Below are 13,273 nucleotides of genomic sequence, written 5' to 3' on the forward strand. Positions count from 1 at the left end.
CGTCAGCCGTGGTGGGCCGGGCTCTTGCCCCGGTGTGCCTGTACCGCGTCCGCGTAGACGCCCGCCGTGGCCGCCGCCGCCGTGTCCCAGCCGAAGCACTGGGCGTGGCGGGAGGCCGCCGCGCCCATGCGGTCGACCAGCTCGGGGTGGTCGAGGAAGTTCCTCAGGGCGCGCGCGTACGCCTCCGGCTCGTGGCCGGGGACCAGGACGCCGGTCACCCCGTCCCGTACCGCCACCGGCAGACCTCCCACGGCCGCCGCGACCACCGGGGTGCCCGCCGCCTGGGCCTCGATGGCGACCAGGCCGAAGGACTCGCTGTACGAGGGCATGACCAGCACGGACGCCGCCCGGAACCAGTCCGCGAGCTGCACCTGGCCGACCGGCGGCCGGAACTGCACGACATCGGCGATCCCCAGCCGCGCGGCCAGCTTCTGGAGCCCCTCGGGCTTGGCGAGACCGCTGCCGCTGGGCCCGCCGACGACCGGCACGACCAGCTTCGTACGGAGCGACGGGTCCTGGTCGAGGAGGACGGCCACGGCGCGCAGCAGTACGTCCGGGGCCTTCAGCGGCTGTATTCGGCCCGCGAAGAGCGGGATGAACGCGTCCTCGGGCAGCCCCAGCCGGGCGCGCGCGGCGGCGCGGCCGTCGGCGGGGCTGAAGCGCTCCAGGTTCACCCCGGGGTGGACGACGGCGGCCTTCGCGGGTTCGGCGTCGTAGAAGCGGACGAGCGCGTCGGCCTCCTCCGCCGTGTTGGCGATCAGCCGGTCCGCCGCGCGCACGATCTGCGTCTCGCCGATGACCCGGGCCGCGGGCTCGGGCCGGTCGCCCTCGGCGAGCGCCGCGTTCTTGACCTTGGCCATGGTGTGCATGGCGTGGACGAGCGGGACGCCCCAGCGTTCGGAGGCGAGCCAGCCGACATGGCCGGAGAGCCAGTAGTGGGAGTGCACCAGGTCGTAGTAGCCGGGGCGCTGGCCCGCCCACGCCTGCATCACCCCATGGGTGAAGGCGCAGAGCTGCGCGGGCAGCTCCTCCTTGGCGAGGCCCTCGTACGGACCGGCGTCGATGTGCCGTACGAGCACCCCGGGGGCCAGCTCCACGGACGGGGCCAGCCCGCCCGCCGTGGCCCGCGTGAAGATCTCCACCTCGATGTCGATCGCGGCCAGCCGCTTCGCCAGCTCGACGATGTAGACGTTCATCCCGCCCGCGTCGCCCGTCCCCGGCTGGTGCAGCGGGGAGGTGTGGACGCTGAGCATGGCTATCCGGCGCGTCTTGCGGGCCTGGCCGGAGATCCGGAGACGGGACGGTCCGACGAACGTACCGGAGATACGGGACACGTATTGACTCACGTCCGCGGTCCTCTCGCTCTCGTTGCGGGACACCTCGTTGCGGGACACCTTGTTGCGGGACACCTCGTTACAGGTCTTGTCGCAGGTCGAAGAGAAGGGTGTCCACGCCCTCCGAGGTGCTGAACAAGAGAAGCGCGCCCGCGCATTTCCGTTTTGCCAAATCGTTACTCCCGGGCTCGACCCACTCTCGGGGCTCAACCGTCGCCGCCGGTCGAGTCCTCGCCGCTCGGCCGGTCGCCGCCGGTGGTTACGCTCGCTGCATGGTGTCTCCTTCCTCCCGTACCGCCCGCCCCGTGGGCACGGTGACCCGTGGCACCACCCACCAGAACCGGCTGCGCCGGATGGACCGCTGGATCGCCGCCACCCACGGCCCCGCGCTGCGCCGCTCGGCCGACCCCCTCGTGGTCGACCTCGGGTACGGGGCGGCGCCCTGGACCGCCGTCGAGCTGCTGGGGCGGCTGCGGGCGGCGGAGCCGCGTACCGAGGTCGTCGGCATCGAGATCGACCCGGCCAGGGTCGCCGCGGCGAGGCCGTACGAGACGGACGGGCTGCGCTTCCGGCACGGCGGCTTCGAGGTCGCGCTCGGCGCCGGACGCCGTCCGCTGATCATCCGGGCGGCCAATGTGCTGCGGCAGTACGACGAGGGCGAGGTCGCCGCCGTCTGGGCGCGGCTCCGCGCGCGGCTGGCGCCGGGCGGACTGCTGGTGGAGGGGACGTGCGACGAGATCGGGCGACGCCATGTGTGGGTCGCGCTCGGTCCGGAGGGCCCCCGTACGGTGACCTTCGCGGCCCGGCTGGCCTCGCTGGAGCGGCCCTCCGATCTGGCCGAGCGGCTGCCGAAGGCGCTGATCCACCGCAATGTGCCGGGCGAGCCGGTCCACGCGTTCCTGCGCGACTTCGACCGGGCGTGGGCGGCGGCGGCTCCGTACGCCTCGCTGGGGGCGCGGCAGCGGTGGATCCGCGCGGTGGGGGAGCTGGCGGGCGACTGGCCGCTGGCGGACGATCCGCGCCGACGGCGGCAGGGCGAGGTGACGGTGGAGTGGGCGGCGCTGGCGCCCGTTTCCTGACCGGCGCCGACACCTGTCTCCTGACCGACACCGGCACCGGCACCGGCACCGGCACCCGTCTCCTGACCGCGTCACCACAACCTCGGAGGCGACCTGCGAGCTTCCCGCCGCCTCTGTCTCTTTGCGCGCGGGCATGACACGATCGCGGCGGGGAAGCCACGTTGCCGATCGTGCGTCGGCGCCGGCTCGGAGGGGGAGTTCTGTGAACCGACGTCGCTGTACCGCTGCCGCGATCACCCTGGTCTGCGCACTGGCCGTACTGTCAGCGCCGGATCCGGCACACCGGGCGTACGCCGCCCCCGTCCCGCCCACCCCGTCCGGCGCCACCTCCTCCCCGCCCGCGGTCGCCCCGCCGCCGGTCGAACTCCCGCCGGGGGTAACGGCGCCGGCACCCGCTACGGGCGAGAAGTCCCTGGAGCGGGTGCGCGAGGAGATCGAGGCGCTCTACCGGAAGGCGGCCGCCGCCACCGACGCGTACAACCTCGCCGACGAGCGGGTGAAGACGCAGACGGCCGAAGTCGTCGGGCTGGCCGAGGACATCGTCGAGGGCCGGCGCCGGATCGACGCCCTCAAGAACCGCGCGGGAGCCGCCGCCCGGCTCCAGTACCGCGCGGGCGGGCTGCCGCCCGAGGCGGAGCTGATGCTGACGGGCGATCCGCAGCTCTTCCTGGACAGCGCGGGCCGGATCAAGCAGGGGCAGCAGGCCACCGCCGATCTGATAGCCGAACTGACCAGGGCACAGGAGGACTTGACGACGTACGCGGCGGACTCGGGCACCCACTGGGCCCAGCTCAAGGCCAACCGCGCGAAGAAGGAGAAGGCCCGGAAGGAGATCACGCGGCGGATCTCCGAGGCCAGGAAGCTCGAAGCGGGCCTGGCCGAGAAGGACCGCGCGCGGCTCGCGGGGCTGGACAGCGCGGCGGCGGCCAGGGAGCAGAACGCGTGGCTCGGCAGCGGGGCGCTCCAGGAGATCAGCCGCGCGGGCAGCGCCCGGGGCAGGACGGCGATCGAGTTCGCGCGGGAGCAGCTCGGCAAGCCGTACGTCTGGGGCGCGGAGGGGCCGGATGCGTACGACTGCTCGGGGCTGACCTCCGAGGCATGGGCGGCGGCCGGGCGGCCGATACCTCGCACCTCGCAGGAGCAGTGGCGGCTGCTGCCCCGGGTGGAGGTCAAGGACATGCGCCCCGGCGATCTGATCATCTACTTCCAGGACGCGAGCCATGTGGCGATGTACCTCGGCGACGGACAGATGGTGCACGCGCCGAGACCTGGCCGGAATGTGACGGTGGCGGGCGCGGGGTCGATGGCGATCCTCGGGGTCGTACGCCCGGACAAGTAACCGGACAAGCAACCCGGACAAGCAACCGGGACAAGTAATACGTCCGGACCGCGCGACACGGACCGGAGTGACGGCCCGGCGCCACGGCTCGTACGGCGGTCCGGGTGATCACTCACGCGCCCGGACCCGCGCGTGATGTATGTCATGGCGAGCGATGCCCGATTCGCGACGGATGCGTTGTGGGAAGCGGCATATGACACCCGCACCGGGCCCTCGGGCCATTCCGCTGGAGGCGCGGCTAGCGCTATGGTCCCCGTCTGGTGGAGCGTCGACCGTCGCTCCGCTCTGCCCTCGGGGGGAGGGAAGGAAACCCGGACCGATGACAGCACCCGTACCCGTTCCGCGGCAGCGCACAGGTTCGGCGGCCGAGAGGCTGCCCGCCGCCGTGGCCGGTAAACCTGTCGACGCGGCGGACAGCGCCGACACCGACGATGCTGTGGATCTGGACTCCTTGGACACCTTGGTCACCACCGACCCCGGCCTCGACTCCGACGCGGACCTCGATTCCGGCGCGGACATCGACTCCGACCTCGACCTCGATTCCGGCGCGAACATCGACTCCGACTCCGACTCCGACTCCGACCTCGACTCCGACCTCGACTCCGACCTCGACTCCGACCTCGGCCTCGACTCCGGGTCCCGCTCCGACATCACGCTCGGAGATCTCACCCTCCTGGTGATCGAGGACGACCCCACGGGCACCTTCACCGCGCCGGAACAGCCGGAGGGCGCGGCGACGCGACTCCGGGTCCGTACCGCGCGCAACCTCACCGAGGCCGAGCGGCTGCTCACCGACGACATCCACTGCATCCTGGTGGACCTCGCGCTGCCCGGCATCCCGGGCATGGACGAGGGCGACGGGCTGGCGCCGCTCAAACACGTACTGCGGCTGGCACCACGCCACGCCGTCCTCGCGCTGGCGGCCGAGGGCGACGCGGAGCGGGCGGCGGCGGCCGTACGGGAGGGCGCGCAGGACTACCTCTTCCGCGACGAACTGGACGGGCGGCTGCTCAGCCGCGCCATCCGGTACGCGGTCGAGCGCAAGCGCGCGGACGTCGCCCAGCGCCAGCTCACCGAGTCGCGGCTGCGCGCGCAGGAGAACGCCCGGCTGGAGCGCGGGCTGCTGCCCACCCCGCTCCTCCAGGGCTCCGACCTGCGCTTCGCCGCCCACTACCGGCCCGGCCGCTCCCGGGCACTGCTGGGCGGGGACTTCTACGACACGGTCCGTACACCGGACGGCACCGTCCACGCGATGATCGGCGATGTCTGCGGCCACGGTCCCGACGAGGCCGCGCTCGGGGTGGAGCTGCGGATCGCCTGGCGCGCGCTGACCCTGGCCGGACTCTGCGGGGACCGGCTGCTCTCCACGCTCCAGCAGGTGCTGGAGTACGAGCGGGAGAGCGAGGAGATCTTCGCGACCGTCTGTACGGTCGACATCGCCCCCGACGGCCGGCGCGCCGGACTCTGCCTGGCGGGCCACCCCTCACCGCTGATCACCCGCAAGGGCCTGGCCGGCGAGCTGCTTCCGTACGAGGAGGGCGGACCGGCCCTGGGAGTGCTGCCGCGGGCCCGCTGGCCGCGTCGGCAGGTGGAGCTGGGCGGGTCGTGGAGTCTGATGATGTACACGGACGGGCTGATGGAGGGGCGGATCGGACCGGGTTCGAAGCAGCGCCTCGGCCAGGAGGGCATGGTCGATATGGTCAACGACCAGCTGGCGCTGGGGCTGCGCGACGACGACCTGCTGGAGGCCGCGGTCGCACGGGCGCGCGAGATGAACGGCGGGGAGCTGACCGACGACGTGGCGGTCCTGCTGCTGGGCCGCGGGAAGTCGTAACGCTCAGCGTCCGCCGTTGTACGGGCCGTACGGGCCGTCGCTGCTGGAACCGCCGCTGCTGCGTCCGCCACCGGAGACCTGCTTGAGCGCGGGGCGCACGTCGACCATGAAGACGATCGTGGCGACCAGCCCGGCGAGCTGGAGGAACAGCATCGGCACCAGCAGATTCACGGCGACCGTGACACCGAGGATCATCAGCCAGAACATCTTGGTCTGCTTGTCCGCGGCCCGGTACGCGTCCTCACGGACCGTCGCGGAGAGGAACAGCGCGACGACGGCGAAGACGAGCATCGCCAGGCTGAGCAGGGAGAGAAGAGAACTGAATCCCGAGATCAACATAGGGAGTACCGCCTAATCAGTGGAAGAACGCCTCGCGGTCCAACCGCCAAGGTACCCGTACAACGGGCCGGACACCCCTGAGGTGCCCGGCCCGTCCGTCAGCGTTCACTCAGCCTCGACCGGCGCGTCCTTCTTGGCGGCGGCCTTGCGCGAGCCGGCCTTCGGAGCGGCCTCGGCCACAACCTCGTCCTGCTCGACTTCCTGCTTGGGCTTGGGGTCGGGCTCGATGGCGACGGCGATCTCGGTGATCTCCGCACCGCCCTCACCACGCCACGCCCGTACGGTCTGCTCGCCGCGCTCGGCGACCTTCTCGTACGTCTCCCGCGCCCTGACCGCGTACTCCGCGGCCACGCCCACCCCGCGCAGCGCCAGGTCCTGAGCGGTCTCGCCCAGCTTCTTCAGATCGGTGTCGAGCACCCCGACCACCTCGCTGAGCTTGGCCTGAACGGTCGCCTGGGCCTCCTTCGCCTGTGTCGAGACCTTCTCCTGGACCGCCTTCGGGTCCGACTTCCGCACCGCCTCGAACCGGCCGGGGGCCTCGGCCCGCAGCTGGTCGATCAGACCGGGCACCTTCTTCGCCTGCTCGACGGCCAGCTCCGCCGTACCGGCCGCGAAGTAGAGGGGCTTCGGGTCGGTGAACGTCTTGCGGAGGTCATCTGTGATGGCCATGACTGTGGTCCTCCCGGATCAATGGATGGTGAAGCCAAATGCGTGTGAAGCCGATGGCGGTGAAGCCGATGGCGGTGAAGCCGATCAATCGCTTCCGGGCGGCGGTGCGGGCGGAGCCTCGGAACCACCGCCCTCCGCGCCGTCGGCCACGTTCTCCTTGCGGAACGAGTCGTAGATCTGGAGAAGCACCTGTTTCTGCCGCTCGTTGATCGAGGGATCCGCCAGGATGACGGCGCGCGTCTCCAGCTCCTCCCTCTCCCGCTCGTCCAACATCCCGGCCTGCACGTACAGCGTCTCGGCCGAGATCCGCAGCGCCTTGGCCAGCTGCTGCAAAATATCCGCGCTCGGCTTCCGCAGCCCGCGCTCGATCTGGCTCAGATACGGATTCGACACCCCCGCCGCCTCGGCCAGCTGCCGCAACGACAACCGCGCCCCACGCCGCTGCTCGCGCAGGTACTCACCGAGATTGCCGACGTTGAGTGATGCCATACGGCCATGGTGCGTCCGGCCGCTAACTTTTGCAAGCAGACGCTTGCAAAAGTGTTCCGCGCCTCACCGGGCGCGCCGGATTAATGGCTTGCCCACTGTCCGTTCCCGGTCTATCTGCGATTTCCCACCGGGTCTGCAGTGTGAAGTGAACGGGTCCCGGCTGGTCTGCGCAGCAACCAGCCCACCAGAGGTACCTGCCCGCGAGGGCAGTGCCCACCGCTCCGGCTGTCGGATGGCCTGGGAGATCACGACGGCCAGCGGACGGACGCCCCACCTTGCCCGAGTTGCCAGGAAGGTGGGGCGCCAGGTGCGCCCATTGGTTTGTCGGTTCAGCAGGCGTATCCGCCCGCACGTGGTTACCGAGGCTGGTAGGAGGTGGCCAGGACGGAGACGGTCACCTGACAGGGCAGGGAGCCGTGGCCGCTCAGGTCCGCGTGGGTCAGGTGGCGTGCGCTCGGTGTCATCCCCACCAGGTCGATGGCTTCTTGCCTGCTCAGGGCCGTGGTGTATTCGACGTGCTGGGTACCGGCGGCCTGGAAGTAGGGGTCCAGCGCCTGTTGCAGGCGCTGTTCCTTGTCCGGGTCGATCGTGACCATCGCGGGGATCTGGCCCCGTAGCTCGGCCAGGTGCCGCTCGATGGGCCGCACCACGATCAACCGGCCGGTCGGACGGAGTACTCGGTGGAACTCGGACGGGTTGCGCGGGGCGAACACGTCCAGCACGACGTCGACCCCCTGGTCCACCAGGGGGAAGGGGCGGAAGACGTCCCAGCTCGCCGCAGCGGCTCGCGGATGGGCTCGGGCTGCTGAGCGCAGGGCGCGTGCTGACGTGTCCAGCCCCAGGCCGCGGGTGCCGGGCAGTTGCTCGAGTACGCCGGCCAGGTAGTAGCCAGTGCCGCATCCGATGTCTACGACCGTGCCTTGACCAGGCAGGGCGTCGGCTGTCATACGAGTCAGGGTCTGGTGGACAGGGGCGTACCTGCCGGTGGACAGGAACCGGTTTCGGGCCTGAACCATGGCTGCGTCGTCACCGCTGGTGGCGCGGATGCCCGTCAGCAGGCTGACGTAGCCCTGACGGGCGATGTCGAAGGTGTGGCCCTCCGGGCAGCGCAGTGAGACACGGTCGGGTCGGAGACGGGCGCGGCACACCGGGCAGCGCAGCAAGTCGAGAAATGGTTCGAGGGCAGGGGGAAGCAACGCAGGCACTAGGCACTCCAGGCGACGGTGAAGGGAAGGGACCGTGCCTGCACGCGCTCTCAAAAGCCGCCGTCTCAAGAAAGACGAGGCCCGGCATCTCGCCGCCTCGGTGTGGGCGGCACGAGGGAGATGGATCACGTAAACAGGCACGCCAAGGAGGGCGACGCCCTACGGCATCGCCCTCAACGCCTCGTGATTACAGAGCCTGGATGTGCTGGGTCCACATGCCTACACCTTACGAGCATTACCAAAAGCCCGTCGCCTCGCTTCAGCAGTCAAGAGATGCGGCCCGGCGGTGGGGGATCGCGCCGGACTGCGTAATCACCCGGACGAGGGGTTTGGTCCCGTTTAAGCTGCCCAGTCCCTACGGGTCTGCAAAGTGGCATACATGGGGCTGACTGTGCTGGAGGGGACGAAGCCGTCACAAGTAGACGGCTTCGAGGTCGGCTGGCGGGACGACCAGGGTGAACATCGGCTGCCGTTGGAAGATGCGGTCTCGGTGCCGTTCGAGGCCGGGCGGCCGGTCCGCAGCTTCCCGTCGTATCGCGGGCAACGGCATTTCCCTGGGTTGTATTGGTCGTCGACGACTTGCGGGCATGTGGGGTTCGAGTCCTGGCTGGAGCGAGACCACGCGATGCTGCTCGATTTCACACCAGAGGTGACGGGGCTGCTGTCGCAGCCGTTGTGGCTGTTCTGGGAGGACGATCGGGGGAAGCGGGTCTCGCATGCTCCGGACTACTTCGCTCGGTTCGAGGACGGGCGGGGGCTGATGGTGGACTGTCGGCCGCTGGACCGGATCGACGCACGGTCGGCGGCCAAGTTCGCGGCTGCGCAAGCAGCTTGTGAGGCGGTGGGGTGGGGTTACCGGGTTGTCGGCGAGGTGGATCCGGTGCGGATGGCGAACGTTCGCTGGCTGGCGGGATACCGGCATCCTCGGTACGGGGCCGATGAGGGGCTCGTGGCCCGGTTGTTGGCACTGTTCTCGGTGCCTTCGCCGCTGGTGACACAGGCTGCGTTGCTGGGTGATCCGATCGCGGTGTTGCCAGCGATGTTCCATCTGCTGTGGCTGGGGCGGCTGGCAGCGGATCTATCGCGACCGCTGTCGGATGCCACGCTGGTGTCGCCGGCGGAGATCCGGTGAGCGGGCGCCCAGGACCACGGGCGGCGTTGCGGGTCGGGGATCGGGTGCGCCTGGATGACCGACTGCACACGGTCGTCGGCCTGTCCGGGACGACGGTGCGGCTCCTCGACGAAGCCGGGTCGGCGAGCCTGGTGTTGTTGTCGCATCTACTGGCCTCGGAAGGCTTTGAGCTCATCGGCCAGGGTGTCGATCAGGGCCGTATGCCGCCGTTTGCGCTGTTGGACATCGTGCCGGAGCGGGAAGCCGAGAAAGCGGCGGCATGGGAACGGCATGTGACCGAGGTGGAGTTCGGCAAGCCGCTGGATGCTGATCCCACGGCTCTGCCTCGTCCGGAATACGACCCGGCCCGTCACCCAGTTGAGGAGCGGGTGGCGGCCAAGGCGGCGGAACTGCGGGCTATCGGCTGGCAGGCGAGTGTGGGGACCGTTCAGCGGATGCGCAGGCGCTACCGCGAGCAGGGTCTGTGGGGCTTGGTCGATCACCGTGCAACCCGTCCGTCCTCACCGACGGGAAGGGCCGATGACCGGGTGGTGTCCGCCATCACGGAAATCCTGGCCACGACGACGAACGAGTCCACCGGCACCCGCGGCCGGCTGCGTCGGCGGGTGGAGGCGCTGCTGGCGGAACGGCATGGGCCGGGCACAGTGGCGATGCCGTCGAAGTCGGCGTTCTACCGGCTTGTCAAGGCGATGAGCGAGGGTACGCACGCCTTCGGCGAGGCCACATCCCGCAGGTCGGCGGCTCGCCGCCCGCAAGGAGCGTTCACCCCTTCCTCGGCCTGCCGCCCCGGAGAGATGGTGCAGATCGACACGACACCGCTGGACGTGCTGGTGGTCCTGGAGGACGGGGTGAGCGGACGCCCGGAACTCACGATCGCCGTCGACGTGGCAACGAGGACGATCTGCGCTGCTGTGCTGCGGCCAGCAGGCACCAAGGCCGTGGACGCCGCCCTCCTGCTGGCCAAGATGCTGGTCCCGGAGCCGCTGCGGCCCGGCTGGTCGGACGCGCTGGCGATGTCGATGACGCTGATCCCCCACCGGAGACTGTTGGAGATCGACGCGCGCCTGGAGCAAGCGGCCGCCAAGCCGGTGATCGTGCCAGAGACGATCGGCATTGATCACGGGAAGGTGTTCGTCTCCAACACCTTCCTGACCGCCTGCCGGTCGCTGGGCGTCTCCGTCCAGCCGTCCCGCCCGGCGACCCCGACTGACAAGGGAATCGTCGAGCGGACGTTTTCCTCGATCAACACGCTGTTCTGCCAGCACACCTCTGGCTACACCGGTTCGAACACGACCCGCCGGGGGGCCGAGGTCGAGGCCGTCTGGACGCTCGCGGAAGTGGACGACCTGTTGCAGGAATGGATCGTGGCCTGCTGGCAGCAGCGGCCACACGAAGGACTGCGCAGCCCGTTCCTACCGGGTCGGCCGATGTCTCCCAATGACGCATACGCCCTGCTGGTCTCCCGCACCGGCTACCTGCCCATGCCACTGAGCGGCCCCGACTACTTGGAACTGCTGCCGGCACTCTGGCGTTCGGTCAACGACTACGGCATCCGCGTCGACCACCGCACCTACAACTGTTCCGGACTGAACCCGCTGCGGCGCCGCTCCTCGGGAGTGACCGCCAAGGGCGGGCTCTGGGAGGTTCATTACGACCCCTACGACCTGTCCCAGATCTGGGTACGCGACGCGCGCACCGGAGAGTGGATCACGGTTCCGTGGACACACCGGCACCTGGTCTCCGCCCCGTTCGCGGACTTCACCTGGCGCCGGGCCCGGGACCTGCTCGCGATGCGGGGCCAGGACGACACCAACCAAGCCGCCGTGGCCGCCGCAGTCGACCAGTTGCTGACGCGGGCGGAAACCGGGCCGGACCGCCGTATCGCGGCGCGCACCCGCGCCGCTCTGGAGCCCGCGCGGTCCGTCCCCGCGCTGCCGCAGGCACCAGCTTTGGAAGACGCCGAGGACGAGGCCACCGTCCCGGAGCAGACGTCGAACGTCATTCCCTTCGGCGTCTTCGACGCCTTCACCGACGGGAGCCGCCTGTGAGCGAGGTTCCGCCACAGGACATCGCCAACCCGCAGATGTCACTGACCACGAAGGAAGGCTGGCGAGCGTTCGTCGACGAAAACCCGGATCCCCCGCCGTCGCTCCCGTCCGGCACCATCCTGGACGAGGACGAGCTGGAGTCCTACAGGGAAGCGCGGATCTACTACCACACACGATCCGTCATCGTGAATACCCCCACGATCCGTGGCGTCGTCACCACGGGCCGCAAACGCATCGTGCTCAACCGGCACCAAGTCTCCGCCCGTCGCGGCCTGATCGTGTCCGGTTCGGCCGGCACCGGCAAGACCACGGCGATCACCCAGCTGGGCAAGAACGTCGAACAGATCACCCGGCGGCGCAACCCCACCGCCGTCGGCGGACTGCCGGTCGTCTTCGTTACCGTTCCGCCTGCGGCCACCCCGAAGATGCTCGCAGGCGAGTTCGCCCGATTCCTTGGCGTCCCGCTGGAGCACCGCATGAGCCAGGTCCAGATCACCAACGCCGTCTGTGACCTGCTCGGCAAGCTCGGCACCACGCTCGTCCTGGTCGACGAGATCCACAACCTCGACCTGACCACCCGCAACGGAGCCGAGGCATCCGATCAGCTGAAGTACCTCTCGGAACGGATCGCGGCCACCTTCGTGCTCGCTGGTCTCGACGTCGAGACCAGCAGCCTGTTCCAGGGCACTCGCGGACAGCAGATCGCCGGCCGTTACACGGTCATCCCCTCCCGGCCCTTCGGCCACAGGAACCGCGCGGACAAGGAGAGCTGGCAGGCCCTGGTGGTGACGATGGAGGACTCCCTGCGACTACACGCCCATCGCCCCGGCACCTTGGTCGCCATGACCGATTACCTCCACGATCGCACTGGCGGGCTGATCGGCAGTCTTTCCCAGCTCATCCGAGAAGCCGCAGTCGACGCCATCGACAGCGGCACGGAAAAGATCACCAAGCGCATGCTCGACGAGATCGAGCTCGACCACGCCGTCCAGAAGGCCCGGCCCGATCGCCCCCGTGCCAAGTACGCTCGCAGGCCGAAGGCGGCCTGAGTAATGGAGCCCTGGGAAGCCCCGGTCCGGCTCCTGCCACTTCCTCTGCCACCGGTCCACGGGGAGGTCTTCGGCTGGTATCTGCACCGCCTTGCCGCCGCCAATAACGTGACGTCGGGCCAACTCGCGAAAACCCTGACGCCTTTCAAGAACGCGCTGATCGGCAAGAGGACGGACACGTTATGGCGCTGGACTCCGATGGTTCTGCCGCGGCTCGCCCTCCTGACGGGCCTCACGCACGAGACCCTTCGGATGCTGCTGCCAGCGATCTCCCGGATTGAGGCGCGTACCGGAGGCGAGGTGATCCGCTACCGTCGGCGTCTCTATGTCGCGTGCTCACACTGCATGCACCGCCGTGGAATCACCGGACCAGTCCTCGCACATCGCCCCGCCGATCTCCAGCTCTGCCGCCGTCACGGCATCTGGCTCGACGGCAACCGCCAATACCGCGTCGGCCACCTTCCAGAACTTGTCACCGCTCAACACCGGCACCGGCGAATCGCCCGCCGCTTCCCCGACACCCTGGAAGCAGCGACAAAGGAAGCGCAGCACATGGTCCGGTCCTGGCTTCTGAACAAGAAGCAGCCCCATCTGCTCTCACGCTGGAACGACCGTCTCGCTCAGCTCCCTCCCAAGGAGGCCGTCTACGAGAACATCATCAGGTGTCAACGGCCTCGTAGTGCTCCCCGTGGGCGGCCAGTGATCTTCCCCGCTGGTGGCCTCGTGGGTGTCCCTGGTGGCGGCCAGATAATCTCC

The 13,273-nt window shown here is 69.7% G+C and carries 12 protein-coding genes; 7 read left to right on the forward strand and 5 right to left on the reverse strand.

What is annotated here, in order from left to right; translation table 11 throughout:
* Nucleotides 1-2: 2 nt before the first annotated feature.
* Nucleotides 3-1,346, reverse strand: a complete 1,344-nt coding sequence (gene mshA / locus ACIP8W_RS23305) for a D-inositol-3-phosphate glycosyltransferase (protein ID WP_402150108.1) — start codon at nt 1,344-1,346, stop codon at nt 3-5.
* Between the two features lie 260 nt (nt 1,347-1,606).
* On the opposite strand from mshA, the gene ACIP8W_RS23310 reads away from it, so the two are divergent.
* From ACIP8W_RS23310 to ACIP8W_RS23320, 3 genes are all read left to right on the forward strand, one after another.
* Nucleotides 1,607-2,413 carry a class I SAM-dependent methyltransferase gene (locus ACIP8W_RS23310; protein WP_401955428.1) on the forward strand — a complete coding sequence of 269 codons (807 nt, stop codon included), beginning with the start codon at nt 1,607-1,609 and terminating at the stop codon, nt 2,411-2,413.
* A 202-nt stretch (nt 2,414-2,615) separates the two neighbouring features.
* Complete coding sequence (locus ACIP8W_RS23315) at nt 2,616-3,752, forward strand: NlpC/P60 family protein (protein WP_401955427.1); 1,137 nt, start codon at nt 2,616-2,618, stop codon at nt 3,750-3,752.
* Nucleotides 3,753-4,071: 319 nt separating this feature from the next.
* Nucleotides 4,072-5,586, forward strand: a complete 1,515-nt coding sequence (locus tag ACIP8W_RS23320; protein ID WP_402204454.1) for a PP2C family protein-serine/threonine phosphatase — start codon at nt 4,072-4,074, stop codon at nt 5,584-5,586.
* Nucleotides 5,587-5,589: 3 nt separating this feature from the next.
* Here ACIP8W_RS23320 and ACIP8W_RS23325 read toward each other — a convergent pair whose 3' ends face one another.
* The 4 genes from ACIP8W_RS23325 to ACIP8W_RS23340 all read right to left on the reverse strand — a co-directional run bounded on the left by ACIP8W_RS23325 (nt 5,590) and on the right by ACIP8W_RS23340 (nt 8,288).
* Nucleotides 5,590-5,925 carry a DUF2516 family protein gene (locus ACIP8W_RS23325; RefSeq protein WP_402204456.1) on the reverse strand — a complete coding sequence of 112 codons (336 nt, stop codon included), beginning with the start codon at nt 5,923-5,925 and terminating at the stop codon, nt 5,590-5,592.
* A gap of 105 nt (nt 5,926-6,030) precedes the next feature.
* Complete coding sequence (locus tag ACIP8W_RS23330) at nt 6,031-6,594, reverse strand: hypothetical protein (protein WP_402150104.1); 564 nt, start codon at nt 6,592-6,594, stop codon at nt 6,031-6,033.
* An 84-nt stretch (nt 6,595-6,678) separates the two neighbouring features.
* A complete protein-coding gene (locus ACIP8W_RS23335) occupies nt 6,679-7,083 on the reverse strand; it encodes a helix-turn-helix domain-containing protein (protein WP_401955423.1) in 405 nt (134 codons plus the stop codon).
* Between the two features lie 356 nt (nt 7,084-7,439).
* Nucleotides 7,440-8,288, reverse strand: coding sequence for a putative RNA methyltransferase (locus ACIP8W_RS23340; protein WP_402150101.1), 849 nt, complete (start codon nt 8,286-8,288; stop codon nt 7,440-7,442).
* 379 nt (nt 8,289-8,667) lie between these two features.
* Here ACIP8W_RS23340 and ACIP8W_RS23345 point away from each other — a divergent pair, with 379 nt between their 5' ends.
* The 4 genes from ACIP8W_RS23345 to ACIP8W_RS23360 all read left to right on the forward strand — a co-directional run.
* Nucleotides 8,668-9,420, forward strand: a complete 753-nt coding sequence (locus ACIP8W_RS23345; protein WP_402150099.1) for a TnsA-like heteromeric transposase endonuclease subunit — start codon at nt 8,668-8,670, stop codon at nt 9,418-9,420.
* Nucleotides 9,421-9,464: 44 nt separating this feature from the next.
* Nucleotides 9,465-11,468 (forward strand): Mu transposase C-terminal domain-containing protein, encoded by a 2,004-nt coding sequence (locus ACIP8W_RS23350; RefSeq protein ID WP_402204459.1) that lies wholly within the window; start codon nt 9,465-9,467, stop codon nt 11,466-11,468.
* Entirely contained in the window at nt 11,465-12,517 is a 1,053-nt protein-coding gene (locus ACIP8W_RS23355; RefSeq protein ID WP_402204460.1) for an AAA family ATPase, read from the forward strand. The genes ACIP8W_RS23350 and ACIP8W_RS23355 overlap by 4 nt, the downstream gene beginning before the upstream one ends.
* Before the next feature lie 3 nt (nt 12,518-12,520).
* On the forward strand, nt 12,521-13,273 hold a 753-nt coding region (locus tag ACIP8W_RS23360), incomplete at its 3' end, for a TniQ family protein (RefSeq protein WP_402204462.1).

It is taken from the genome of Streptomyces sp. NPDC088554 (assembly GCF_044752945.1).
GTDB lineage: Bacteria > Actinomycetota > Actinomycetes > Streptomycetales > Streptomycetaceae > Streptomyces.